Origin of the sequence: Gracilibacillus phocaeensis (genome assembly GCF_900626275.1) — a bacterium.
In the GTDB taxonomy this organism is placed as follows: Bacteria; Bacillota; Bacilli; order Bacillales; family Amphibacillaceae; genus Gracilibacillus; species Gracilibacillus timonensis.
Genome location: NZ_LR131142.1, coordinates 297,395 through 323,381, shown reverse-complemented (window position 1 = coordinate 323,381; position 25,987 = coordinate 297,395). Strand labels below are relative to the sequence as shown.

Here is a 25,987-nt window from a genome sequence, read left to right as displayed (position 1 = left end):
TCACCCATTTCTCTTCATTATTTGTTGCTTTTGACATATTTTAATCAATGGACCAATCATCAAAGCAGAAATGATCGTTCCTTCCCGAATACCTTGGACAGTTCCGAAGGCTAGTATTGAAATAACCACTGCCATAACCACTAAACCAACATCAAAATAAAGCTTAACCTCACCAAACTCCTTGGTAACTTTACTGGAAATGGCTTTTACAATGCCTTCAGCCGGGTTATTTATTACCTGTGCCTTGATCTGCAAAATCGTACTGTGTGTGATAATGACACAGCCAACGATCACCATGCTTAGCTGCAGCCAATAGTCGGTCTGCGGAAAAAAGCGAATCAGATAAGACCAAAAGTCAATTGCTAGCCCCAACACTGGGCCTACGATGAATTGCAAATACTGCTTTTTGGGAAAGTCTTTGCCTAATAATAGGATTTCCACAAAGACAAACAGTAAATTAAATAACATGGTCAGCATGCCAAAACTTATGGGCAGATATAGACTGAGCACATAAGGAGGACTCGTAATCGGCGTCGTTCCCAAGTGTGCCAATGTAACCAAGCTAATACCCAGCCCCATATTGAAAAGGCTTAGTAAAAACAAACCGTAAGACTGGATCAGATGAACATGCGTCTTCCCAAAAATTTTTAGATGACTAAAATGAATCATGGTTGTTTTTCGTGATGTTTGATATTTTTCCATACGTTTAGCATACGCTGCTTTCTATTTAATGTCTTATTGCTAAGAGAATAAATTCTCAATTTCGGAAATACAATCTTTGCGCGATGGATTAGCAGGTATGTAAAAAAGGAAACGTCGTCAACGAATTAAAACTGTTTGGACGTTTCCTGTACGGTGTTGCTCTGTTATTCCATATTTTTTGTAAGTAATGGCACCTTTTCTTCGTATGTGGCAAGCAGTTTTTTATTATGTTGATCAGAACCTGCAATATTTCCACTTAAAAACACAGGAGGAGTTTCTCCAGTTTCAAGAAGTAGAGACACGACCTCTGCCAGTATAGCCTGCAAAATGGAGATACCAATTACAGACGATGATGGAGCAAATGTAACCCCTGAAGCGGAATCATATAATGTCGCATCGCCCACTGGCACATGGTTATTAATCACATAATCACAGGCATCTTTCAAATACCAGCCATCTTCATGTCTGGAAGATTGCGACTGCGTATAGGCCGTACTCGTTAATGCTACCGTTGTGGCTCCCTGTTCTTTCCCGTAAAGGGCCACATCCACTGGAACCGGATTGATACCTGACGTGGAAATCACAATCAACACATCGTTTGCTGTGATAGGATATTCCTCTAAGAAAGGACGAACATAATGATTCTTCCGCTCTTTTTGTGAGGAAGCAGCGCCTCCTTGATGAAGCATCAATTCTTCAATCAAAATAGGAGCTATCGGAGCTAACCCGCCTGCACGGTAAAAAACTTCTTCCGTTAAAATATGAGAGTGTCCGCATCCAAATAGATAGACGACGCCACCTTTATTTATTTTGTCCGCAATCACTTCACTAACTTGCTGCATGGTATTTGTTTCTTTATCAAAGACATTGGCTAACTGCGTTTGTATGTTTTGATAATAATTAGTTATCATGGAAAGCCTCCTTGAATAATGAATTTAGCGATCAGACATGTTCTGTAAATATAATCACCTAAGGCTTATTATAATACGTGTTCAAAAAGCTCGACGAAAAGGACCAAGAAGTTCAAGGCGGTGCAGTTTTGAGTACCGGAACGTATGCTTTTAATACGTGAGGAACGGAAAAGCAAGCCAACGCAGAAATTCGATGCGTCATTTTTGTTGGGCTTTTTGAACATCCTTATTATACTCGATTCAGCCGGTCATTATATTTTTCAAGTAACGATTCATTGTACTCTCTACCGCCTTCGATATTAGCGCTTTTCATAATAGGTGGTTCTATTCCCTTATTCACCAAATTCTCAATTGCCTGTAACACCACGCTATCCAATAAATACGCTGCTGCGATAGAGGAAGTAGCACCGGTCTTCATGCCATACTCTGGTACGTCTATCGCACAATCTCCCGGATCGCCGCAATTATCTAACGTCACATCAGCAAATTCATATAGCTTCTTACCGCTTGAGTGAAGGCTTTTAGCATTTTGAGAATCCGTTAAGTTGGTCACCACAATAAGCTTATTGCCTTGTTCTTTGATATATTTGGCCATATCTATATGCAAGGGATTTTTTCCAGAGTTGGATATAAAGATAAAGCAGTCCTCTTTTCGTTGGTCTACTAATCGAATAAACGTATCACCAACCCCTTCAATTACCTCAAACCAGCCATTCGTACCATAAAATTCTTTAATCGCTTTGGAATTAACGAATCCTCCTGCGCGGCCAGCGACTTCAATGGCCGCTGCGAAAGAATGACCTGAACCGAAAGCTTGAATGATTCCCCCTTGCTCTACTGTTTCTGTAAGAATGTCGGCAGCTTTTTCTATATTCTCTCGTTGTTCATCCCTTATTTGTTGTAAAATCCGATCAATTTTTGCGTAGAATTGGTCGACATAACTCACTATATACACCCCTCATTTATCGCTTTGCTTTTTTCAAAAATACTTCAATGCTCGTTTCTGGATCTTCGGGCACCATTTGAGCCGTTACGGTTATGCCGGAATCCATTAGTGTTTGAATGGCCTGCTCTTCCTCTTTTGTCAGGCTGACCGACTTCTTAATTTGTATCGTATCGAACCGGTTGGAAAGGTTCCCTACATTAACTTGAGGCAGCTCCAATCCCTCTTCCTGCAGTCGAACCAAGATCTCCGGTGATTTTACAACTAGCAATACCCGCTGTCCTTTGTAATTGCCTGCCTTAATATTGGCAACTGCTTTTTCGAAAGGCAGAATCGATGTATTGACACCAGCTGGTGCTGCCATTCGTAATACGGCTTTTTCATCATCATTTACGGCAATAATATCATCTATGATCATAATTCGATTTACGCGAAGTCCAGTAGCCCAACGAGTAGCTACCTGTCCGTGAATTAAACGGTCATCCACCCTTACATGTACAATTCCTTCCATATCTATCTCTCCTCGTATAATATATTGGTCATGGGAGCCCCTTTTGATGGACTCCCAACCCTGTTAAACGTTGAAACATCAAGCTTAGTTGGTGAATATGTGTAAGTTATAAGCAATGATCCCCAATGCCATAAGAATAAATACCACTCGTGTAGAGTTTAATTTTTTTCTGCCAAGCATCCAGTATGTTACCCCAACCACTAGCACTGGTCCTAATGAAGGTAAAATTTGATCTGCCAGTTCCTGTATGGATAGCGTTACTTCTCCTTGCTGAAACTCATATCCAAATGTTGCTGTAACAACGGTCGGTATCAATGCACCAACAACGGTAATCCCTAATATATTAGCAGCTTGCGTTAAGTTTTTTAACCTGCCGCCAATCTCTGTGACCAATCTGACACCTTCTTGATAACCTGACCAAACGAAGAAACGCATCGCACCAAGACGGATTAGACCAAACACAATCCAAAGAACAAGACCGATTGGATTCCCTTCCAATGCTAAATAAGAAGCAATGGAGCCGACAATCGTCGTTGGAATAACAAAGAATAGCGTATCACCAATTCCAGCCAATGGCCCCATCATACCAGTCTTTAATGAAGCCACGGCTTCCATCGACTGAATCCTTTTCTCTCTTTCCAGCGCCGTATTCACACCTAATATCAACGGCGCCATCGTATTATTGGTGTTGAAAAATTGCATGTGCGTCATGGCCACGGTCTTGCGCTCTTCCGGATCTTTATACAAGCTTTTTAACAACGGCAAAATACTAAAATAGTAACCTAAACCTTGAAATTTTTGATAGTTCCAGCTGGCTTGTCCAAAGAAAAACCATCTCCAGAATACACTTCTTAATTCACGATCCAGTTTTCGATTTTTACTCATCGCCCATCCCTCCATTCGCTACTGCTGCGTTATTGGGATCATTGGAATCATCATTGTTTTTCGTCAATCGTTGATAACCTAGAATGGCCAAGGCTAACCCAATCAGTGCAGCTCCTAATACGGTTATATCTAAGTAAGCTGCTACTACAAATCCAATGATTAAATAAGGAATATTCTCATTTACCGGTAAGTATCGTAACAATATAGCTATACCTAATGCAGGCAGCATCCCGCCGGCAACTTCTAAACCACTCATCAACCAATCCGGCATATAACCAACGATACTTTCCACAAACTGCGAACCGAAAATAAGCGCCAATGCTACAGGTATCATTCTGGACAGGGAGGTTGGCATTATGCCCCAAAGCCCCATCCTCGAGGCCCTGTCGATATCACCCTGCTTGATAAACCGCTCTGCTCTATTTTGAAAATACGTATTGGTAAAACGGGCTAGTACATCCAGTTGCACCATCAATAAACCAATCGGAATAGCCAACGATATCCCAAACTGAGCGCCTTCACCTGAAAAAATGGCAAATGCGGTACCAATTAAGGCCCCTGTCATATAATCAGGAATCGATGCCCCACCGAAATTTCCAACTCCTAATACCAGTAAGTTTAATGTACCTCCGACAATTAAACCGGTCTCAATATCTCCAAGAATCAATCCTGCAAAGAAACCTGCCATGGTCGGTTTTACAAATCCCATGGTTGTGTTATTTCCATCGTAAATTGCAAACGCTGAGTACAACGTTAACAAAAGTACTTGCCACCAAGCGATATCCATCTTTATTGCCCCCTATTCATCTAAATCATTATTATTCTGTTCTAATGGACCGGCCTTAAAAATAGCTTCCTTAGAAGACGTAATGACCCGCTCAAGGTCAGAGATTGTAAAGCTGCTGTCGTCCATAAAAAGCGTTTCAAGAATTAACGGTAAGTTGACTCCGCTTACAACATGAACAAATTGCTCCAAATCTAATTTATGAACTAGTGCAACGGCTTGATTGTAAGGCGTTCCACCCTTTAAGTCCGCCAAAACAAGTAAGGCTTGATCTGTATGTTTTCTTTCTTCTAAATAAGATGTCAACGCAGTGGAAAATTCGCCAACGCCCGTTTCCGTCAATTCGATCGTATGGAGATTTTTCTGCTCTCCTGTAATCATATGAACTGCTTCTTTCATACCACTTGCTACCCCTTGATGGGATACTAATAAAACATTCATGGTCTCACTCCTATAAAGGCTCTATTTTATTGCTGAAATACTCCCAACGCTTGTAAGTCTCGATATATTCAACCACTCTATTACCCGGTAGATAGGTATGTCTGCGGATAAAAGCAGTAGGCTCATCCTTTTTAATCTCAAGTAAATCACTTTCTCCTGACGGGGTTGGGAAACAAATCTCGGTTACTTCGGTCGAATCCGCCTGGAACAAATTAATTTGAAAATCTTCTTTGATCTTTTCATAGATAGAGGAAAAGGCTTCCAAATTCTCTACATCCTCTTCTCTAATGAATTCAGCCAAAACATACGAATACTGTACAAGTAATGGTATGTTGTCAATCATACGTACACGTTTAATTAAATAAAACGGCTCTTCTTCACTAATATTTAATTCTTTGGCGATCGATGGATCCGTCATTCGTTCCACCGTTAATACACGAGTAGACTCCTGCATTCCTTGATACTTTTCCTGATCTGAAAATCGCACAACCTTCGCCTTTTTCCCTTTCGAAACGTAAGTCCCTTTACCTTGATAGCGCACTAAATAGCCTTCCTGCTTCAATTCCTGTATGGCCTTAATGACAGTGATGCCGCTTACGTTATATTCCTTTTTTAGTTCTGCTTCGCTATAAAATTTGTCACCTGGGAGAAATTGTCCGCTATTAATCTTGTAAAGAAGACTTTGCTTTATTTGCTGATACTTTGGGATAGAAATAAGATAACCTCCTAACCAGTTAACCAGTTAATATATTAAGTTGCTGTAAAAATAATGATATCATAGTTTTATGATTTATGATACCTTTTTTTAATGCCATGTTTTTCTATAATGAACCTAGTTATCTTAACTTCCATTCAGAGCACGCAGCGCTTGTACATCTTCCTGTAATTGACTTATACTATCCCCTTTTACAAATTCCATCATAAGGTATCGTATACCATACTTATCTTCCAACTGCTTTAGATATTGTTTCCAATCAGAAATACCTTCTGAAAAAGGATGTACGATCACCTTATCTTTGTTGAATTCCCAATGAAATACATGTACATGGCTGAGCCATTTTCTTATTTTGTTAATACTGTCAACTTTTTCAGCAACTGTTTCATACAATGATGGCTGCCAATACAACGAAACATTCGCGTGATCAATGGCTTTCATCAATTGTACAGCACTATCTGGCGTATCTGTTAGCGTACGGTTGTGATACTCTAAATTAATATGAATTCCATGCGTTGCCGCTAAGTCAGCAATGCGCCTAGCATCATCCACAACCTTGTCCCAGTGACTGTCTATTGCTTTCGCCGAGCCTATATTGCCTGCCCAGACACGAATTGCAGGCACTGTTAGCTTCACAGCGGTTTGCAATACACCTTCGAAGGACACGTCCTGTTCTTCCACTCCTAAACGGTAATAGGATCCGTAAGAAATCACTTCTATCCCTGCATTTCTTGTTAATTGAGCAACTTTTTCAGCATTGTCCCAGTTACCAGGCGGAACATGGATATCACCGCCCCATTCTATCCCTTGAATACCTGTTTGTAGAGCCGTTTCGATCACTTCTTCTACAGATAAATTTCTAAAAGTAACAGAACATAATCCTATTTTGAAAATGATTCTTCCCTCCTTTTTGCATCATGGTCATTTCTTGATTTCCTTACTCACCTTCACTAGGCTTGCAGGATTAACCTACATCACTAGAAGAGTTGTACGATATCCTATGGACACATGCAGCTTTTCAACTACTTAAGATATCAGTTGATACCTTTGGGCATCATTCCTCCTCTTTTTATAATTACCATCATCATACTAACTTTTCTTGTGGTTGTCTTATTAATTGTAGAATTGGGTTCTCAGTTTCGGAAGTGGAGTGGAGGTGGATTAAAAGATAACTTCAATTTATGAAGGGTTTGGGGCCGTGTGAATGGTTTGGGAGCTATTAGAATGATTCAAATAGCTCCCTGCCCTTTCTAAGTCTTAAGATTGTGAAATATCAACACAAATGTGTATAGTTTCATTATTCGTATTAAATACAGTTTTCTGTTTCCTTCCATTGAAATAAATATCCATATGTTCCTCTATCCCATGAATCAACAAAGTAGTTTTTTTCCAATCAGGCCAATAGCCATCCTGTTTGGTATCCATAGTTATATTCAATTTGTCCTTTTTCAGCTGGCATTGTATTTCGTTCGTGAAAAACTCGCCTGTCTCATATCCAAAGGTATTACCATCATCATCATAGTATGTAAAGAAGGAGTGATTCTTTTTAGATGGATAGATGTGAATCAGCAATTCCTCTTCCTTTTCTTTAGTGGACCTTCTTACCCTACCCTGTGGAATAACAGCACCCTCTTTCACAAAAATAGGTAGAATATCTATCGGGGCATGAATTAGATGATGTTTCTCTCCTGCTAACCTTTCATCTGTCCAGTAATTAAACCATTCTCCTTTAGGTAAATAAACCACTCGATGTCGTGCTCCTGGATGAAGTACTGGGGCAATAATCAAATCAGAGCCAATCATAAATTGATCAGACAGATTAAACGTATTCTCATCATTAGGGTACTCTAAAACAAGCGGACGCATAACCGGTAAACCAGTTGCACTAGCTTGTTGAAATAAAGTATACAGATATGGCAGCCAAATGTAGCGCTGTTCGATATATTGTTTGATGATATGTTCATATGTTTCTCCAAAAGACCAAGGCTCTTGATGAATGGAATTCAACTCACTATGGTTTCGAAAATACGGGGTAAAAATACCAAACTGCGTCCAACGTACAAGTAGTTCTCCATTAGAATCGTGAGCAAATCCCCCAACATCTGGACCACAGAAAGGTACACCGGATATCCCTAAATTCAAGCACATTGGTATCGCCATCTGTAAATGTTCCCAAAAGCTGCGATTATCGCCAGTCCAAACAGCTGCATAACGCTGGATTCCAGCATAACCAGCACGTGTTAACAAAAATGGACGTTGATTCTCTAAATTTTCTTTCATTCCTTCATAAGTCGATTTCTCCATAAGTAAAGCATACTCATTATGTACCTCGCGATGAACACGAGGCGTACCATCGTAATCATGACAAACCTTTGTGTCCATCGTCTTTGTTTCATTGAACACAGCTGGTTCGTTCATATCATTCCATATTCCTTCAATTCCTAAATCGGTATAAAACTGATGACTTTTTCCCCACCATTTCCGAACTTCTTCTCTGGTGAAGTCAGGGAAAGCACTACTACCAGGCCACACGTCTCCATGATATATCGTACCATCTATATATTTACAAAATCGATCCCCACGCATTCCATCTTGATACATATAATATTCTGGGTCTTCTTTCACACCTGGGTCTACGATTGGAACAACATGAACACCTTGACTTTTTAATTCTTTTATGAACTTCTCAGGGTTAGGAAAACAATCTTCATCAAATGTAAAAACACGATAGCCATCCATATAATGAATATCTAGATAAATAGCATCTAAAGGAATATTCTTTGTTTTAAAATTTTCTACTAAATTCCGTACCTCTTGTTCTGACTTATAACTATATCTCGATTGATGGTACCCCAATGACCACTTAGGTGGTAAAGGCATTTTACCAGTAATACTTGTATATTGTTCAATTACTGCTTTTGGTGTTGGACCACAAAATAAATAATAATCCAGTTGTCCAACCTCTGCTTTTATGGAATACGTTGTATTAGATGACTTCATATCAAAAATGGTTTTAGATGTATTATCTAATAACATACCATGTGCACTTCCATTTCTTATCACCATAAAATAAGGAATGGACTGATATAAAGCATCAATTTCAGGATTATGCGGAGCAAATACATCGGTATTCCACATTGTCATTCTTTCTCCTCGTTTATCTAGAAAACTAGTTTTTTCCCCAAAACCATAGAAATGGTCATCATCTGTCATTTTTTTCAGACTTATTATTTCTTTATTTTTATTAAAAGCCATTCCATACTGAGCATCATCTTCCATTATAGTAGATCCGTTTTGATCGGCTACTCTTAATTGCATGGATGTTTTACAAATAGTGATAGTAATGTTGGCACTCGTAATCACTAAGTCATTTTCTCGATTATCAACGAATAATTCGACTTTTTCTGGTTGTCTGATTACTGCCATACTGGTTTTCGTTATAGGCTTTTGTTTTGGATTCATAATCATTCTAACAATTTTTTCTTGATAAAATATGATAGTAACATGTCCATTTTCCCCAGTTAGCTCTACTTGATTTTGATTATTAACGGAATAAGCAAGCAACGATCCTATTCGTTTATATTCAACAGGTTTACTATCTTTTTCATTTTCAGGTAAAATTGCAAAACTTGAATCTTTCATATTGTTTGTCCCCTTTTCAACTTCTATATTAGTCTGTCATCCTTTTGTAGCACCTGATGTCAATCCGCTAATTAAATATCGTTGTAACATCAGAAATACAATTGCTATTGGTACTGCGATTAATATAGCTCCTGCTGCAAATCGAGTGAAATTATTATCAAATTGAGCATTCACAAAATTATACAACCCTAAGGCTAATGTATAATTTTCTGGACTTCTCAATATAATTCTGGGCAATATAAAATCCATAAATGGCGTCATAAAATTAAACAGGGCTACAACAGCCAAAATCGGCTTAGCGAGTGGCAGCATAATCGTGAAGAGTACTCTAAAATGTCCTGCTCCATCCATACGCGCGGATTCGTCTAATTCGCGAGGGATCGTATCAAAATAGCCTTTTACCAAGAAAGCATTCATTGGGATAGCGCCACCTAAGTAAATTAAAATCAAGCCCCACAACGAATCTAGCAAACCGACAAGATTCAATAATATATAGATAGCCACCATTGCCATTAACACAGGGAACATTTGCAGAAGCAAGAAAGCATAAATTCCGTATTTCTTACCAACAAATTGGTACCTGGAAAAGGCATATGCAACTAACGAGACAAAAATCGTTGAACCTAAAGAGGTTACAAATGCGACGATCAATGTATTCTTATACCATAATAAATAATCACTATCTGGATCGGTAAATAACCATTCGTAATGCTTAAATGACCAGTTATCAGGTATCATTGAGGCACCATATAAACTTGATCCTGGGTTCAACGATAACCCAAACGTCCATAAGAGAGGATATAATATGACAACAAACATGATTAAAATACTTCCATATATAACAACAAGCTCCAGCACATTCTTTGTTTTTTTGTTCATTACATTTTTCCTCCCTCTTTGAATGATGATGTTCGTCTAAATTGGAAAAAAGCGAAAATCGCTACAATAAATCCTAATATCAGTGAAATTGCAGCCGCTATACTAAATTGACTCGATTCAAATGTTAAATCATACACCCATGAGATTAAAATATCGGATCCGCCAGCATTTTGATTTTTTACTGCTGGACCTCCCTCATTAAACAAGTAAATAATATTAAAATTGTTGAAGTTCCCAGCATATTGCATAATTAGTAATGGAGCAGTCGCAAACATTAAATGTGGAAAGGTTATAAATCGAAACATCTGAATTCTACTGGCCCCATCCATATCTGCTGCCTCATACCATTCCTTAGAGATACTTTGGAGCACACCAGTAAACAACGCAAACACAAATGGAAATCCTAACCAAGTTTGAATCCCTATTAAAGCAAAGCGAGTCCAAAATGGATCACTTAACCACGGAATCCCTGAATCAAATAAAGGCATTAATATATCCCTATTTATCGCTCCAAAGTTGTCATTAAAAAGCGCTGTAAAAATAAGAATAGTAACAAAACCAGGAACTGCCCATGGCAAAATTAATACAGTTCTAATTAATTTTTTCATTTTCACTCGTGAGTCATTTACGATAACTGCCAAATACATAGCTAAAGCAATTTGTAAAGACGTTGCCACAAAAGTCCAAATTAAAGTCCATGCCAACACAGAGAAAAATGTATTTCTCCAAATTGGAATGGTTAATAATGATTTAAAATTATCTAAACCTACCCAATTTAATAAGTTCTTTGGTGGTGAATTCATTAAGGTGTAGTCCGTAAAAGCAAGGAATGCCATAAATAATAGTGGAAAAATAACCACAAATACTAGCAAAAATAACCCTGGCCCCGTTAATAAATAAGGGAATGCTGTGTCCCATGCATTAATAAATGCTTCCTTAATATTAGATATGTGGCGTCCTTCTTTTATTTTTTTCGCATCTCTATTTGCGTCTATCAAATTTGCAATATAAAAAGTTATAGCGAACGAGGTAATTATTAATGCAATAATACCTTGACTTAGCAATACTCTGGAATCATCAATTGCTGGAATCTCACCTAAAGTAAACAATCCCCAATAGCCCATATTTAAAATATCATAGAATACAATAAAAAAAGATATCGTTAACACAATAAATACAGACCCTTTAATGTATCTTTTATTATATAGTTGCCCTACACCTGGGATGATAGATAAAAGGGTGGCTAGTTTTACATTATGTGTACTTTCTGTTCTTGCCATTAGGAGTCTCCCCTTTTTTCAAAATGCTTTTTGCTTATTACAAGTGCAGATGCTATATTTCGTTTAAAATTAAATATAGCATCTGCTGTATCACTATTATTTATAATTCATCTCAATATCCTGTTGAATTTCCTCAACAGCTCCCTCTAGTGTTGCACCTACATCTTCGCCTTCCGTAATAAAAGTTAGAGCGTCTGCCATTGGATCCCATACAGCAGATAACGCTGGCACTGGAGGAAATGGCTTTGCTCTTTCAAGCTGTGTACCAAATCCAGTAAGTAGTGGATCGTCTTGAACTTGAGGACTACTAAGGATTGATGATTTAGCGGGCATCTCGCCTGTTGCATCAAAATATTGTTGTAATGAACTCTCATTCGTTAAATAGATTGCTAGTTCAGTTGCCTCATCAGGATATTCTGTATACGCCGAAAGCATCCATCCTTTTGTCCCTAAAAATGTTTGTGGGTACTGTCCATTTTCTAATTGTGGTAAAGGAGCAGTGCCAAGGTCTTCTCCCAAAGCTTCTCTCATTTCTGTTAATGCCCAAGGACCATTTATTATTGCTCCAACATTTCCATCACTAAATAACCCTCCAACCACATCTTGTGTGATACCTGTTGGAATATAATTATTAGTAAACCACCCTTGAATAAGTTCGCCACCTTGCACAGCTTCCTCACTTGCCAAACCTATTTCATCGATATTATATACATCATTTTCTTCTGCAAAAATATTTGCGCCATACCCGGCCATAAATGGGAATGAGTAATAGAAATCAGTTGCAGGGTATAAAAATCCATATTCATCATTTGCTGCATTCGTTAATTCTTCAGCAATATTTGCTAAGTCTTCAACTGTTTCGGGCGCTTCTGGAACTAAATTTTTGTTATAATAAAGCGCTAGTGTTTCAACTACTGCAGGCAGCCCATAAATTTCTCCTTCATAACTTAATGCTTCCACAGAGCCTTCAGAATAAGTATCCAAAACTTCCTGATCTACTTCCATTGGCTGAACTAACCCTTTAATGGAAAGGCTTCCAATACCAGGTTGAAAAAATAAATCAGGACCGTTACCCGATGGCCCATCTAATGATATGGCCTCTTCTTGTTCATCCATAGCAAACGGAACTACTTCAACTTCAATACCGGTTTCTTCTGTATATCCAGCTACAATATTTTCTATATCACTTGATTGATCATTAGGCGCCCATATTTTTAACTGATTAGGCCCATCTGACTCTGTCGTTTCCGTTGCGTCTGTATCTGATTCACCATTGTCGTTAGTTTCTTCATCTCTGTCAGGACCACAAGCGGCAAGTAACATCAATAGCAACAGTAACATTAGTGTACTTATTTTTTTCATTTAAAACTCCCCTTTTATTAATTATAATTGGTGCTGTAGCTACTTTTTAAGTCACCTCCTTTCATTTAGTTAATCGGTTAACCTGAAATGCTAAAGGAAGTGCTGCTTTCATATTGAAAGAGCACATATTTTAACAAGCGACTATCTCAATGATTGAGTCGAATGCCTAATAATCAAACTTACAGGAAGTTCAATGGTATTAGACTCTAACTGTATGTCGCCCACATTATTTAATAATATTTCTGCTGCTTTTTTTCCTTTTTCTAAAATATCTTGTCTAACCGTTGTTAAACCCGGAAACACATATTGACTGATACTTAAATCATCAAATCCGACAATAGAGTAATCTTCCGGAACCTTTCTACCATTCTGCTGCAAAGCTTTCATAATACCGATTGCTAGAATATCAGAAACGGTAACAATTCCGGTTAAATCATTGATATTATTTAATATTGCTTCTCCAATTCTCACGCCATGATCAAAAGTTATATCTTTTGACTCATAAATTAGATTCTTATTCATCTGGACACCGGCTTCTTTATGTGCATGTACATAACCCTGATATCTTTTTACGTCAACCGGACTTAAAGATAGGCTTGTGGCAACAAAAGCAATGTCCTTATGTCCTGAATCCAGTAAATGCTTTGTCGCTAAATACCCTCCGTAGGAATCCTTCACTTTTACATTTCTATAAATATCGCCAAAATTTTCATATGTATCTATTAATACGATAGGGATATCTAGATTCTTCATCTCGTGATGTAACTCATCAGGGAACTCCCCTAAAAAGATCACGCCATGTAGGTTTCTTCGTTTTATCCATTTTCTACATTCTTCAGGGCTGCCAACTCCTGTTATTAGCGTATCAAATTTATGATTGCGAGCAATATACTCTACACCGCTAACAAATTCATTGTAATATAAATTATCTTTAAATACAGATAACGGAGAATCTTCTGTCAAAGGAAGCATTACTCCTATTAACTTAGAGGTGTTTTTTGATAAGCTCACTGCAGTGTAATCAGGATAGTAATTTAATTCTTCCATAGCTTGCAAAACTCTATTTCTCGTTTTATCTGATACTTTTTTTACATCATTCAGTACATATGATACAGTAGCTGAAGATACTTGAGCATGTTTAGCAACATCTTTGATTGTCGTTTTTTTATTCATTGTTACCTCCAGTTAACCGGTTAACTTAATTTATATAATATAGGTTTAGCTTTTAGATGTCAACACTATTTTTTATAGAATATTAAAAACAACAGGATTTGAAATTAAAATCCTGTTGTTTTATATTTATCTCACTAAAAACCATCGCCAAACTAAACCTATCTAGGCCACCTCTCCTGCACACTTGGAAGTGGCGGGAACGGCTGATGTGGTATTGTTTGATACCAATACGCTACTGAGCATAGATCATCTTGTCTTTCAAATAATCCATTTTTATAAACACCAATCTGTTGGATGGTCACCTTCAATTCTTCTTCAAACCTGATTGGGTCAGGGATATGCCAACGATAGAACCCCCTCATCGGCGGTACATCATCATTATGGAATGGAAAATGAACAGCATCATCGGACTTAGAATAATATGGGTAACCCATATAAGGAGTACAATACGTATTTTCAACAGTTTTTCCATATTCTTGTGTAGCAAAGCTCCATGCTCCACCGAAATAATCTTCCATTCCCGTACCACAAATAGTTGGATAGTCTTTATCACCATCCATGTAGAATTTCACTTCTCCCTCTCCCCACCAGTATCTCTCCAGTGTAGCAAGTCCAATATACGTTCCCACGTATTGACCTTTACCCTTAATTTCATCAATAATGACATAGTCTTCCGCAATATTAGTTATCTTCTGACGATTCCATTTAGCATGAAAATAAGCCGTATTCTCTGGCAAGGAATCGTATAGACAGTAATCAATCTGATAGAATAAAGCCGGAATAGGAGCTTCATGCTGATTTTCTACCGTTATCACAGCTTTTTCAAGGAATGGCATCGGAAAATAGCTATTAAAACCTCTTGTTGGATTCACGGCTATAGGAATGGAATTAACTGTACACCCTCGCCCAAAACCATTGCAAAAGAAATCGCCCAATGGGGTCTCCACTGATGGGTGTTCTTGGTCATCCCAATACATGCGTAGTACAAGATCACGTAAAACAAAATAGTTACCTTCCGTTTGCTCTGTGACTGTCATCCAGATATGTTGGATAACACCAGGCCCTTTGATTTCACATAGAGTAACTGTTTCACCCGGGTTTATATCTTTAAGGCAAGGAGATCCTTTACGAGATGAACCTAAGTGATTGGATGCTTTCCCCCCTTGGCCAGGCTCTCCAGTTGGATTTTCTGCTGTAATTGCTCTTGATTTTCCATTGTTGGTTAGTGCTAATGAAGCTAAATTGTTAGTAAATATATCTTGAAACATATACACACCTCTTTAAATAATTATTGTTTTACTCCGCCTTGAGTAATACCTTCCATAATATTTTTTTCGAAAAATAGTACGAATAGAATGATTGGTAATATGATAAACCACCCCATCGAACTAATAAGATCCCAAGGAACTTCGAAATTACTTTCTCTAGGAACAGTTGTAATTCCAACACTTAACAATTTAATATGGTAAGTAAAAAATAGTGGTGTAAAGAATTCATTCATACTTAAAATAAAGTTAATAATGGAAACTGTTGCAATTGCTGGCTTCATTAATGGAAAATAAATTTTGAATAAAATAGTTCCAAAATTTGCTCCATCGATTTGAGCTGCTTCTTCTAGGGTTACTGGTATTTGTTTGACGAAATTATACAATATCAATACAGAAAATGGCATCAGCAAGCTAGTGTACAAAATAATGAGCCCAACATAAGTATCGACCAAATTAAATGAATTCATGAAATCATACAATGGTCTTGCCGTAATAACGGGTGGAATCAATGCTGAGAATAATAATAAGCGGAAAGACCAGCTTATACTTTGAAATGCTTCAAAGCGGGCAAAAGAATAGGCAGCTATTGTGCCTAGCAATATGGTTAACAATAATGCAAATACCGTGATAATTAATGTATTCCAAGCCATTGTTGCCACATTTAATTCAATAAATAAATCCACATAATTTTGAAAAGTGAAATTATCTGGAAAATAATCGATTGGAGTCGAGAATAATTCTCCCCTAGGTGTAATGGACGATATGAATATCCAATAGAGAGGAATTAATATAATTAGTGCTACTCCAAGTGTCAGTCCCCACCGAAAAAGAAAAGAAAAGATACGTTTTTGTTTGGCAGGCATATTCATTCCTCCTAGTATTGTGCCTTTTTAATGAACAATAGATTAATACTGCTGAAAACAATCATGATTAAAAACAACATGATCGCCAATGCAGAAGCATAACCAATATTTAAATTCGTAAATGCCTCAACCGCAATTCGATAGGCTAATAGACTAGTAGAATCACCTGGACCACCTGAAGTCATAGCATACACTAAGTCATACATTGTAATCCGCCACATGGTAAAAAAGATACAAAGCGTTAACAAAGTCGGGATTACCATTGGTAATGTAATCTTAAAAAAAGATTTTATATGGCCGGCCCCGTCTATTTTTGCAGATTCATATATTTCTTCGGGAATAAATTGCAAGCCGGCTAACAATAGAATTGCAAAGAAAGGAATGTCCTTCCATAGATCAACTAGAATAACCGCAAATTGAGCAGACCATGGATGAATCAGCCAATCAAATTGAAACTCAGGTGCTATCCTCCTAATTAAGTCATTTACTAAACCATAACTGTCATTAAATGCCCATTTTGCCGCAATCCCAGTTACTACCATCGGCATCGCCCAAGGAATTAAAGTAATTGTTCGAAGAAATTTTTTTCCTTTAAATTTCATATTTAACATTAAGGCCAGTACTAGACCTAATACGACATGGAAAATCATTGAAATCACCGTAAAAATTATTGTAAAGTTAATGGATGAAATAACTTTCGGATCAGAAAATATATTGACGAAGTTTTGTAAACCTATAAAGGTAGATACACCACCTTGAAACATGTTTATTTCAAAGAAACTGTTAATAAATGTAACAACCAATGGATAGATAATTGTAAATCCTCTGATTAACAAAACAGGTAAAATTAACAGCATAGCCAACTTCCACTTGGTTGACTTTTTCATAGAGCCTTGCATTTGAATCACTCTTTTCTGTATAGAAGATTTACCACTGTATTAACTATTCGACAGTCAAACATCCTTTATCATAGGAAGAAGGCAAGACTGCGAATAGTCAATGTTATGATAAGTTGCACAGTCACTACAGGGGAAATCTTTTTTCAACGTATATTTTTTATGAAGCAGCAACTACTCAAAAGCCTAGTTATTCAGCTAATCGATCAATTTCAGCTTGAGCCTGCTCAACTGTTTGATCCAATGTTAATTCATCAGATATATATTGTTGAAAAATACTTCCTATTCCGCTTACAAATTCCATTGATTGTGGAACCAAGGGTCTCCCGCGTAGTGTACTATTCTCAATATATTCTTCAATACTTTCTAACCCAGGAGCGGTGAAATCAGGATCTTCCAACACATCTAATCGCGCTGGCAGTCGACCAGACATTTCATAATAAGCAATCTGCCCCTCTGGACTAGCAAGATATTCTAAAACTCGCTTTGAGGCTGCTTTTTTTTCCGAAGAACCATTGATAACATGATGCCATGAAGCCATGTAAGCATCATTAGTTTCAAATGTTGGCATTGGCACGATATCTAATTGATCTGGTCCATATCTATCTGCCTCATCAAAAGTCGGAATTGCTCCTGTATACATAAACAACATACCATAATTACCATCAATAAATTTTTGAATCATCGGATCATAAATATCAGCTAATTGACTAGCAGGTGTTACTTCCTCTTCATGAACTAAATCATATAAGAACTTTAAAGCTTCCTGAGTCTTAGGATTCTCCCAATCAAAATAGTCACCACCGAATAAGTTAATAAAGGTACCTATTTCATTAAAAACATAGCTTCTTTCCCATGCACCACCATAACCATACACACTTCCATCGGTTACTGTACGTGCATATTCTAAAAATTCCTCTTGGTTTGTAGGAGCTTCCACCCCTGCTTCGTTTAATAACTCGTGGTTCACCCATAATGTCAAGATTTCAAGATAGCTAGGTACAGAGTACACACTGCTTTCATAAGTTGGGATATCCTCCATATATTGTTCTGAGAAATTGCTAAGCACATCATCAGTCATAACATCATTTTCTAATGGTTCTAAATATCCTGCCCTTGAAAATGCTGTGATCAGTTCATCATTTACATGCATGATATCTATTTCCGCATCACCTGAGGAAAGAATGGTTGTCATTCTTGCCACCATATCATCTGGGTTAGTAGGTGTTACCACTACATTAATGTCTACGCCAGTCTCATCAAGGATTTGTTGTTCTAAATCTTCCCATCCAGGTCTGGTAGAATCATTAGTCATCCATGTGATAGTCTCTCCTTCAACATTTGCTCCTTCTTCATTTGCTTCATCTTCTGTTTCATCATTATTCGAATTGTTAACACCGACACAACCAGTTAATACAAATGTAAACAATAAAAACATTATAAAAATAAATCCTAATCTTTTCATCACAACTATTACCTCCTGTTATCATAAGCGCTTACATTTTTAAGGATCCTATATATTGCATTATAAAGAGCCTATTGACATAAGAAAATGCAATTTTTGTAGTATTAAGATATAAAATTTCTAGATACTCTTAAATTCATCAAATTTGTTTAGTATATTTAATATGAAGAAAAATACAACAGTTGGTGATAAATATGAAACATTTATTTACAAAATACAAGTCTTTTTTTGCAAAATTCCGCAATAAATTGTTTGCAAATTTTATTATGATTGCCGTTATCCCGATCTTAATCGTCGGTGGACTTTCCTATGCTTTAGCATATAATATCGCTAAGGAGCGGATTATTGATTCTGTTTCTTATACGAGCAGACAATTAAATACAACACTCGGAGAGCGGTTTAGCCAAATGGAGAATGCTGCTAATGTGATGGAATATTACATGTATACTTTAATTTTGCAACCGGATACATCACTATCTCATCAATTAACTACTTATAGCAATGTGCGAAACAGCTTATTTAATTTAAGTAGCACCTTCAATTTCGGAAATGTGAGTATATACACCAATGATCAATTTATTTTCAGTGATGAAGGGATTACCTTCTTTTCCATGGATGACTTAAAAATGCGGGGGATCGCCTTGGAAAAGATGGAACAACAAGTGAATCAATTAAACTGGAATGTATTTCATGATATAGAAGAACCGTTTATCAAATACAATTCTAATGAGTACAAAGATTATATATCAGTGTCTAAGGCTTTTCAATTAGCTGATAAAGATAGGCCAGAATATGTTTTTTTCATTGATATCCCAGTAACTGAAATAAACAAACTATTAGAAGAAAGAGATGTTGAAGATTCGATTAATTCTTATCTTTTGGATAATAACGAGCAACTTATCATTGGAGAAAGTCAATTTGTCGATCTTAACATTCTTCAAGATCAAATTAATTTCAATAGCCTTAACGAAAGTACCTCCTTTATGGCTGATGACGCAACTGTCATTATTCAGAAAAACCCGGTAACTAATTGGTTATTAGTTACTGAAGTTCCAAATCAATATATAAGAAACAACACGAATGTGCTACTCAATATCTTATGGATTACATTAGTACTGACTGTTGTAGTAGCAATTATAAGCAGCCTCTTTATTTCACATAATTTAAGCAGAAGAGTGAACAAAATCGCTAAAGTTATTGATGCTTTTAAGGGTATCAATCATTATGATCACTCTGCCAAAATGATGCTCCCCGTCTCAAATAAATCAGAATACCATGATGAATTTGATCGCTTATCTATAGTTTTTAATGATATGACAAATAAATTAAGCGAAGACTTTGAGCAAATGTTAGAGATGAGAAAATTAGAAGAAAAAATGCAGATTGAACTGCAGCAATCTAAAATCAATCCCCATTTTTTATATAATGTATTAGATTCTATTAAAAATTGCCAAAGCTCTGGTAACATAGAAGAAGCTAATCTAATGATAGCGAAATTGGCAAAATTTTATCGGATGTTATTAAAAAAACAGCATGAATTAATTCCAATTCAAGAGGAATTAGAAATTACCAAATTATTTATGGAAATTGAAACAATTAATAAAACTAACACTTTTACTTGGGAAATTCATGTAGAGGATATGATAGATGAATTTCTAATATCTAAGTTTGTATTACAACCAATTGTGGAGAATTGTTTAAAACACGCTCTATATCACCATAGAGATCTACTTCAAATTTCGATTTCGCTGGAATATGAAGAAGACTATGTTTTGATAAAGGTTGAAGATAATGGTAAAGGTATCCAACAAGAAAAACTAGAAAATATCCAACAAGTACTAGCCTCGAAAGAAATTAATGTTGATAAGTTCTTTGGATTAAGTAATGTCAACTTTCGTGTCGCTAGTATTTCAAAATGTGACCTCCCTATAAAAATTACCAGTATTCCAAATAAGGGGACACTAATCGAGATAAGAATTAATCAAATTTTCCCAGAAGAGGAGCATGGGGGTATGCTAACATGAAAAAGTTAATTATCGTTGATGACAATATAAAAACTAGCGAGGGCATTCGCCACCATATTAATTGGGGATATTTAGAAACCGAAGTCGTTGGAATCTTCACCAGTGCTTATGATGCATTAGCATTTTTAAAGGATCATGACATTGATATAATTATCACAGATCTCAATATGCCCACGATGAATGGTATTGAATTAACACGGGAAGTGATTAAACAACAGCCTCTGGTTAAAATCATGTTTATTAGTGCCCATGATGATTTCATGTACGCACGGGAAGCAATTAGGTTGGATGTTTTTGATTATATAGAAAAACCAATTGATTTCAACTATTTAACAGAAAAACTAAAACAGATGGTGAAAATGATTGAAGAAGAACAAATGATTCTCTATCAATTAAAAGAGAGCAAACCATTATTAATGGAAAAATTTTTTATGGATTTAATTGATTCAAATCCACAGTACGCTTCCTATAACCTACTAGAACAAGCGGAATTTCTTGAGATTGATACAAATAAAAAGTTCTATTTCTCTATCGTAATCGATATCAAAAATTTCAAAACATTAATGAGCACACATAATGTCGAACAATGTCATATTGCTTTGATTCAATTACGAAATTCATTTATTAATAATTTTTTCTCTCATCATATGATTTATTATTGTAACCAAGCAGATGAGTTAATATTTGTCATAGGATCTAACCACATTGATATGAAACAATGCACACAGTTGATAACTAGGTTTGGCGAATCATTCTCATCTATACTAGAATATAAAGTTGGAATCGGGAGTATTGTATCACAAATTTGGAACATATCGATGTCGTATCAACGTGCTAAACAAGCCTTGGAACATCAATTTATTTTCCCTGAATCAACTATTTTTGATGCCAATCAGCTAAAAAGCCAAACCAGCAACCCTATTTTGTTCACCTATGAGGATGAAGAAAAACTTGTTAAATTGATTTCAACCAATGATATAAGTGGCATGAAACAATTTATCAAACAACTAGAACAAACTTGGATACACGAATCACTTCCACGCAGCCTGATTAGTGTCCATATTTATCGATTGGTATCAAGATTAATTAAGTTCACACATGATATTAATTTAAATGATCAAGATTGGCATTACGATGCTTCTTCATTTTTTGCTGAATCAAATAATGTGATAAATATTACTCAATTCTCCCAGAATTTCTTTTTCTTATGTAAAAAATTAAGCGATGTATTTCAGGCATCTATTAGCGATAGAACTGAAGTTATTGCGGAAGAAACGAAGCGATATATACACAATCATTACATGGATCCTAATCTAAATTTAGATTCGATAGCAGAACAAGTTAATTTAAATGCCTCTTATTTAGGCTCCTTGTTTAAACGAGCAACGAATACAAATATTTTAAAATATATTACCAAAGTAAGAATGGAAAAAGCAGAAGAATTATTAAAGAATAAACAATTAAAAATTAAGGATATTAGTGAAATGTTAGGTTATGCTAATCAATATTATTTCAGCTCAAGCTTTAAAAAATATTATGGAAAGACACCCACTGAACTGCGCGAAGATATAGATTAGAGCAACTCAATAATATAATTCTTCTGATTTTTTAGCAAAACATATTAATTAATCCTTTATAACACACCCTCCACTTTATTAGAAAATCACAACGAACATATCCTAATAAAGTGGAAGACCCTTAGCTTAGTACTTAGCTATTTTTCATATGTTTTATTCACATGCACAAAAAACAATTACTACAAGATATTTATCATTTCACTTAATTTCATATCTTACACTCGATTCTCGTACAATCAACCGATCTTCAATGATAAAATGTCTCTGTTCAGGGATACTTCCTTCCATTTTCTCAACCAGGACTTCCATAGCAGTCGTACCAATTTGATAGGCTGGCTGTGCAATAGTGGTTAATGCAGGTTTAAAAATACTTGCCATCTTAATATTATCAAAACCTACTACTCCAATATCCTCTGGCACTGAAAGATTTTTTGATTGAATCGCTTTGATAGCACCCAAAGCCATCTCATCGTTTCCTGCAAAAATCGCATCTGGAGGATTAGCCAGCATAAGAAATTGTGTCATTAATTGATAACCCGATTCAAATGAAAAATCCCCCTCTCGAATGTACCATTCCGATAGCAACAAGTTATGTTCAGCTAGCGCCTCCTTGTACCCTCTCAATCGATCAATACCTAAAACAGTATTTAATGGGCCAGTTATATGAGCAATCCTTCGATAACCAGCCTCAATTAAATGATGAATCACCTTTCTTGCACTATTCCTGTTGTCAATGAGCACTGTAGAAAAGTCTTCCCCATCGAGATATTCACAAGCCATTACAATGGGATGACTCTTTTCCACTTTTCGTAACGTTTCATGTGTAACCTGAGCAGTACATAAAATTAATCCATCCACTTGTTTCTGTTCCAACATTTCTAAGAATTTTGCTTCTCTGCTAAAATCATGATCCGTATCAAACAAGAGAACATGGTATCCCTGTTGTAATGCCGTTTTTTGAATACCTGTTAAAACCTCTGAGAAAAAAGGGTTATTAATATTAGGAACAGCAACCAAGACCATCTTTGTCTTAGCTGTACGTAAATTCCGAGCAACGGCATTGGGTTTGTAGTTCAATATCTCAATTGCTTGCAAAACTTGTTTCTTTTTTTTACTGGAAACCTTACCTGATCCACTAATAACCCTTGATACAGTAGCCACTGAAACTCCAGCTTCTCCTGCCACCTCCTTAATAGTAACCAAAATCCTCTCCCCCCTATCATTCACATGTTAGTTTCACACAAGTTCTATAAAATGCTGAAAAAGTAATAAACGCAAGCAATGAACCGCTAAAAAATGGAACAAGGAAAAATAGACCACCGACACTGACACCGATGATTAATAAACTTGTTCCTAAAATGGTTATGCTTAAACGCCAATTACCCATCGTTAAGAAGAAAGCTCTACGCAGAATCCACGATACCTTCATCTCATAATGAGCAAGATTGGAAAAAACGTTTATCGTATATATCAACAACAAACTAGCAAAAGCAATAAAAATATATGTTAACATTGTATGTGTTGAACTAAAATAATAAATATCACCAATTACTATGATCCACAAGCTGAACAGAACAAAACCTGCCTTTACACTTTTTTTGTAATTATTTATATAAAATCGCCAATATTTTTTCACCAAATCATAACCTTCTCTCTCGATAATCCACTCCCTTACAGAAGCAAACATGGCTACCGTTGCCGGGAAGAAAATCCAAGGTACCAGGATCATTAAAATTATTATCGAAAGCACTGATACCTCTACCTGTTTTACCATTATCATATTGATCACAACCAGCACAATCGGTGCATTAAACAATATCCACAAAACATTCGTCACAGCAAATCTGCTAGTCCATTCTACAGCCTGAAATAGCCCGGTCATCTGCACCACATCTTTTTCCTATTTAACAGCACCTTCAGCAACTCCTTTCACAATTTGCTTTTGAGCGATGAAATAAAAAACAATAACAGGAATAATGGCAATTGTTAAACCAGCTAATGCCAAATGCCATTGCCTTGTATATTGACCGAAGAATTGAAACATACTGAGTGGGATTGTTGCCTCTGCATCACTCAGTACTAATGAAGGAAGTAAGAAATCATTCCAAATCCAGATCATGTTCAAGATCGCTACCGTAACGGATATCGGTTTTAGTAAGGGAAAAATAATATGATAGAAAATCTGGAATTTGTTTGCTCCATCAATAGTCGCTGATTCATCCAACGATTTGGAGATCCCTGTCATTGCACCATGGTAAAGGAAGATAGCTAAACTACAGCCAAATCCTAAATACATAAAGATAAGTCCGAATCGATCTAAAAAATCAAATTGTCCGAACAAAGAAACTAAGGTAATCATCACTGATTGAAAGGGAATCAACATAGCAGCAACAAATAATAGTAATATTACACCGCTCAGTCTGCTTTTATTGCGAGCTAGTGCATAACCAGCCATCGAAGAAAAAATAACAATCAATAAAATACTTATAATGGTAATCAATAATGAATTAAACAACGAATTCATGAAATTTAAATCAATAAAAGCTTGTATAAAATTATCTATTGTAGGGTCTGAAGGAATGCTCATGACGTTGGCGAATATTTCCTTGTTTGTTTTAAAAGCATTCGTCACCATTAAATAAAAAGGGAACAGCCAAAGTAAAGCAAGCAGGATACCTAATACCTCTAAAATACGTAGGTTTCGTTTTTTACTTTGCATTACAAATCAACCTCCCGTTTCTTTGTATAATATACTTGTGTAATAGCTATTATCGCGACAAATAGAAAGAAAATTACTGCTTTGGCTTGCCCTAAAGCCAACTCATTACTGGTGAATGCAGTAAAGACTATATTCAAAGATACCATTTCTGTCGAATTAAACGGACCTCCATTAGTAAGTGCCAAGTTTTGATCATAAATTTTGAATGATGTAGATAAAGTTAGGAACATGCTTACTGTAAATGCTGGAGCAACCATTGGAAATATAATATTCTTAAATTCCTGAAAAGCATTAGCTCCGTCTACTTGCGAAGCTTCAATCAACTCACTCGGTATATTCTGAAGATATGCGATATAAATAATCATAATATAACCCGCCATTTGCCAACTTGTTAATATCACAAGCCCCCAAAATCCAGTCCCCGGCGTAGATAGCCAACCTTGTAAACCTTCTGTTCCTAACCAATCTCCAATACTGGAAAACACATTAACAAAAATAAATTGCCATAAAAAACCCAGGATTAAACCACCAATCAGATTGGGCATGAAAAAGATAGTCCGTAATAAATTACTGGATTTTAAACCTTTTGTTACAAGTAATGCTAAAGCTAAGCCAAGTATATTCAAAACAATAACCGTAACAATGGCAAATTTAATCGTAAACCATAATGAGTTTAGGAAACGTTCTTCCTGCAATACATTCAAATAATGATCAAAGCCTACAAATTCATTAAATCCAAGCCCATTCCAATCAGTAAAGGAATAGAAAACACCAAATAAGAGCGGAATGATAACTACCAACCCTAGACTTATAAACACTGGTGTTAAAAAAAGCCAAAAAGATATATTTTTGTTTCTCACCTGCTCTCTCCTCCATTTCATTGATAGATCTGCAACAAAAAGAGTGTTCCCCATCGAAAAACACCCTTTTGTTGTCATTAGCTTCAA

24 protein-coding genes are annotated in these 25,987 nt (G+C 36.3%); 2 read left to right on the top strand and 22 right to left on the bottom strand.

Features of this window, described 5'->3' with window-relative positions; genetic code table 11:
- From E0E32_RS03715 to E0E32_RS03630, 18 genes are all read right to left on the bottom strand, one after another.
- Positions 1-702: a YczE/YyaS/YitT family protein gene (locus E0E32_RS03715; protein ID WP_286171690.1), complete on the bottom strand. Its 702-nt coding sequence runs from the start codon at positions 700-702 to the stop codon at positions 1-3.
- A gap of 164 nt (positions 703-866) precedes the next feature.
- Complete coding sequence (locus E0E32_RS03710; protein ID WP_130859009.1) at positions 867-1,613, bottom strand: SIS domain-containing protein; 747 nt, start codon at positions 1,611-1,613, stop codon at positions 867-869.
- A 229-nt stretch (positions 1,614-1,842) separates the two neighbouring features.
- Positions 1,843-2,559 carry an SIS domain-containing protein gene (locus E0E32_RS03705; RefSeq protein WP_165444947.1) on the bottom strand — a complete coding sequence of 239 codons (717 nt, stop codon included), beginning with the start codon at positions 2,557-2,559 and terminating at the stop codon, positions 1,843-1,845.
- Between the two features lie 16 nt (positions 2,560-2,575).
- The gene (locus E0E32_RS03700) at positions 2,576-3,073 is read right to left on the bottom strand and encodes a PTS sugar transporter subunit IIB (RefSeq protein ID WP_316245348.1); all 498 of its coding nucleotides are present in this window, start codon (positions 3,071-3,073) and stop codon (positions 2,576-2,578) included.
- A 78-nt stretch (positions 3,074-3,151) separates the two neighbouring features.
- On the bottom strand, positions 3,152-3,952 hold the full coding sequence (locus tag E0E32_RS03695) for a PTS system mannose/fructose/sorbose family transporter subunit IID (RefSeq protein WP_066195856.1): 801 nt from the start codon (positions 3,950-3,952) through the stop codon (positions 3,152-3,154).
- Positions 3,945-4,739: a PTS mannose/fructose/sorbose/N-acetylgalactosamine transporter subunit IIC gene (locus tag E0E32_RS03690; protein WP_066195854.1), complete on the bottom strand. Its 795-nt coding sequence runs from the start codon at positions 4,737-4,739 to the stop codon at positions 3,945-3,947. Before E0E32_RS03690 ends, E0E32_RS03695 begins: the two co-directional genes overlap by 8 nt.
- Before the next feature lie 12 nt (positions 4,740-4,751).
- The gene (locus E0E32_RS03685) at positions 4,752-5,177 is read right to left on the bottom strand and encodes a PTS sugar transporter subunit IIA (protein WP_066195851.1); all 426 of its coding nucleotides are present in this window, start codon (positions 5,175-5,177) and stop codon (positions 4,752-4,754) included.
- Between the two features lie 10 nt (positions 5,178-5,187).
- Entirely contained in the window at positions 5,188-5,868 is a 681-nt protein-coding gene (locus tag E0E32_RS03680) for a GntR family transcriptional regulator (protein WP_286171718.1), read from the bottom strand.
- Between the two features lie 150 nt (positions 5,869-6,018).
- The gene (locus E0E32_RS03675) at positions 6,019-6,732 is read right to left on the bottom strand and encodes a sugar phosphate isomerase/epimerase family protein (RefSeq protein ID WP_286171689.1); all 714 of its coding nucleotides are present in this window, start codon (positions 6,730-6,732) and stop codon (positions 6,019-6,021) included.
- Between the two features lie 417 nt (positions 6,733-7,149).
- Complete coding sequence (locus tag E0E32_RS03670) at positions 7,150-9,534, bottom strand: glycoside hydrolase family 31 protein (protein ID WP_130859005.1); 2,385 nt, start codon at positions 9,532-9,534, stop codon at positions 7,150-7,152.
- A gap of 36 nt (positions 9,535-9,570) precedes the next feature.
- Positions 9,571-10,413, bottom strand: a complete 843-nt coding sequence (locus E0E32_RS03665; RefSeq protein WP_130859004.1) for a sugar ABC transporter permease — start codon at positions 10,411-10,413, stop codon at positions 9,571-9,573.
- Positions 10,413-11,693, bottom strand: a complete 1,281-nt coding sequence (locus E0E32_RS03660) for a sugar ABC transporter permease (RefSeq protein ID WP_130859003.1) — start codon at positions 11,691-11,693, stop codon at positions 10,413-10,415. The genes E0E32_RS03665 and E0E32_RS03660 overlap by 1 nt, the downstream gene beginning before the upstream one ends.
- A 96-nt stretch (positions 11,694-11,789) precedes the next feature.
- Positions 11,790-13,055 carry an extracellular solute-binding protein gene (locus E0E32_RS03655; RefSeq protein WP_130859002.1) on the bottom strand — a complete coding sequence of 422 codons (1,266 nt, stop codon included), beginning with the start codon at positions 13,053-13,055 and terminating at the stop codon, positions 11,790-11,792.
- Between the two features lie 141 nt (positions 13,056-13,196).
- The gene (locus tag E0E32_RS03650) at positions 13,197-14,228 is read right to left on the bottom strand and encodes a LacI family DNA-binding transcriptional regulator (RefSeq protein WP_130859001.1); all 1,032 of its coding nucleotides are present in this window, start codon (positions 14,226-14,228) and stop codon (positions 13,197-13,199) included.
- Between the two features lie 158 nt (positions 14,229-14,386).
- Positions 14,387-15,496 (bottom strand): glycoside hydrolase family 172 protein, encoded by a 1,110-nt coding sequence (locus E0E32_RS03645; protein ID WP_130859000.1) that lies wholly within the window; start codon positions 15,494-15,496, stop codon positions 14,387-14,389.
- Between the two features lie 20 nt (positions 15,497-15,516).
- Positions 15,517-16,359 (bottom strand): carbohydrate ABC transporter permease, encoded by an 843-nt coding sequence (locus E0E32_RS03640; protein WP_130858999.1) that lies wholly within the window; start codon positions 16,357-16,359, stop codon positions 15,517-15,519.
- An 11-nt stretch (positions 16,360-16,370) separates the two neighbouring features.
- On the bottom strand, positions 16,371-17,258 hold the full coding sequence (locus E0E32_RS03635; protein ID WP_207302263.1) for a carbohydrate ABC transporter permease: 888 nt from the start codon (positions 17,256-17,258) through the stop codon (positions 16,371-16,373).
- A gap of 187 nt (positions 17,259-17,445) precedes the next feature.
- Positions 17,446-18,720: a sugar ABC transporter substrate-binding protein gene (locus E0E32_RS03630; protein WP_286171717.1), complete on the bottom strand. Its 1,275-nt coding sequence runs from the start codon at positions 18,718-18,720 to the stop codon at positions 17,446-17,448.
- A gap of 194 nt (positions 18,721-18,914) precedes the next feature.
- Here E0E32_RS03630 and E0E32_RS03625 point away from each other — a divergent pair, with 194 nt between their 5' ends.
- Both E0E32_RS03625 and E0E32_RS03620 read left to right on the top strand, forming a co-directional pair.
- Positions 18,915-20,744: a sensor histidine kinase gene (locus E0E32_RS03625; protein ID WP_130858997.1), complete on the top strand. Its 1,830-nt coding sequence runs from the start codon at positions 18,915-18,917 to the stop codon at positions 20,742-20,744.
- Complete coding sequence (locus E0E32_RS03620) at positions 20,741-22,321, top strand: response regulator (RefSeq protein ID WP_130858996.1); 1,581 nt, start codon at positions 20,741-20,743, stop codon at positions 22,319-22,321. Before E0E32_RS03625 ends, E0E32_RS03620 begins: the two co-directional genes overlap by 4 nt.
- A gap of 198 nt (positions 22,322-22,519) precedes the next feature.
- Here E0E32_RS03620 and E0E32_RS03615 read toward each other — a convergent pair whose 3' ends face one another.
- From E0E32_RS03615 to E0E32_RS03600, 4 genes are read right to left on the bottom strand one after another with little or no spacing between them, the layout of a single operon-like run.
- Positions 22,520-23,524, bottom strand: coding sequence for a LacI family DNA-binding transcriptional regulator (locus tag E0E32_RS03615; RefSeq protein WP_130858995.1), 1,005 nt, complete (start codon positions 23,522-23,524; stop codon positions 22,520-22,522).
- Positions 23,525-23,540: 16 nt separating this feature from the next.
- The gene (locus E0E32_RS03610) at positions 23,541-24,203 is read right to left on the bottom strand and encodes a YesL family protein (protein ID WP_130858994.1); all 663 of its coding nucleotides are present in this window, start codon (positions 24,201-24,203) and stop codon (positions 23,541-23,543) included.
- Positions 24,204-24,221: 18 nt separating this feature from the next.
- On the bottom strand, positions 24,222-25,040 hold the full coding sequence (locus E0E32_RS03605; RefSeq protein WP_130858993.1) for a carbohydrate ABC transporter permease: 819 nt from the start codon (positions 25,038-25,040) through the stop codon (positions 24,222-24,224).
- The gene (locus E0E32_RS03600; protein WP_130858992.1) at positions 25,040-25,900 is read right to left on the bottom strand and encodes a carbohydrate ABC transporter permease; all 861 of its coding nucleotides are present in this window, start codon (positions 25,898-25,900) and stop codon (positions 25,040-25,042) included. The genes E0E32_RS03605 and E0E32_RS03600 overlap by 1 nt, the downstream gene beginning before the upstream one ends.
- Between the last annotated feature and the right edge of the window lie 87 nt (positions 25,901-25,987).

Excerpts from the sequence above, each read along its gene's own strand:
- E0E32_RS03635 (WP_207302263.1), bottom strand. The coding sequence starts at position 17,258 with ATGCAAGGCTCTATGAAAAAGTCAACCAAGTGGAAGTTGGCTATGCTG.
- E0E32_RS03625 (WP_130858997.1), top strand. The coding sequence starts at position 18,915 with ATGAAACATTTATTTACAAAATACAAGTCTTTTTTTGCAAAATTCCGC.
- E0E32_RS03645 (WP_130859000.1), bottom strand. The coding sequence starts at position 15,496 with ATGTTTCAAGATATATTTACTAACAATTTAGCTTCATTAGCACTAACC.
- E0E32_RS03685 (WP_066195851.1), bottom strand. The coding sequence starts at position 5,177 with ATGAATGTTTTATTAGTATCCCATCAAGGGGTAGCAAGTGGTATGAAA.
- E0E32_RS03695 (WP_066195856.1), bottom strand. The coding sequence starts at position 3,952 with ATGAGTAAAAATCGAAAACTGGATCGTGAATTAAGAAGTGTATTCTGG.
- E0E32_RS03710 (WP_130859009.1), bottom strand. The coding sequence starts at position 1,613 with ATGATAACTAATTATTATCAAAACATACAAACGCAGTTAGCCAATGTC.
- E0E32_RS03690 (WP_066195854.1), bottom strand. The coding sequence starts at position 4,739 with ATGGATATCGCTTGGTGGCAAGTACTTTTGTTAACGTTGTACTCAGCG.
- E0E32_RS03715 (WP_286171690.1), bottom strand. The coding sequence starts at position 702 with ATGGAAAAATATCAAACATCACGAAAAACAACCATGATTCATTTTAGT.
- E0E32_RS03670 (WP_130859005.1), bottom strand. The coding sequence starts at position 9,534 with ATGAAAGATTCAAGTTTTGCAATTTTACCTGAAAATGAAAAAGATAGT.
- E0E32_RS03650 (WP_130859001.1), bottom strand. The coding sequence starts at position 14,228 with ATGAATAAAAAAACGACAATCAAAGATGTTGCTAAACATGCTCAAGTA.
- E0E32_RS03630 (WP_286171717.1), bottom strand. The coding sequence starts at position 18,720 with ATGAAAAGATTAGGATTTATTTTTATAATGTTTTTATTGTTTACATTT.
- E0E32_RS03620 (WP_130858996.1), top strand. The coding sequence starts at position 20,741 with ATGAAAAAGTTAATTATCGTTGATGACAATATAAAAACTAGCGAGGGC.
- E0E32_RS03655 (WP_130859002.1), bottom strand. The coding sequence starts at position 13,055 with ATGAAAAAAATAAGTACACTAATGTTACTGTTGCTATTGATGTTACTT.
- E0E32_RS03640 (WP_130858999.1), bottom strand. The coding sequence starts at position 16,359 with ATGCCTGCCAAACAAAAACGTATCTTTTCTTTTCTTTTTCGGTGGGGA.
- E0E32_RS03605 (WP_130858993.1), bottom strand. The coding sequence starts at position 25,040 with ATGCAAAGTAAAAAACGAAACCTACGTATTTTAGAGGTATTAGGTATC.
- E0E32_RS03610 (WP_130858994.1), bottom strand. The coding sequence starts at position 24,203 with ATGACCGGGCTATTTCAGGCTGTAGAATGGACTAGCAGATTTGCTGTG.
- E0E32_RS03660 (WP_130859003.1), bottom strand. The coding sequence starts at position 11,693 with ATGGCAAGAACAGAAAGTACACATAATGTAAAACTAGCCACCCTTTTA.
- E0E32_RS03665 (WP_130859004.1), bottom strand. The coding sequence starts at position 10,413 with ATGAACAAAAAAACAAAGAATGTGCTGGAGCTTGTTGTTATATATGGA.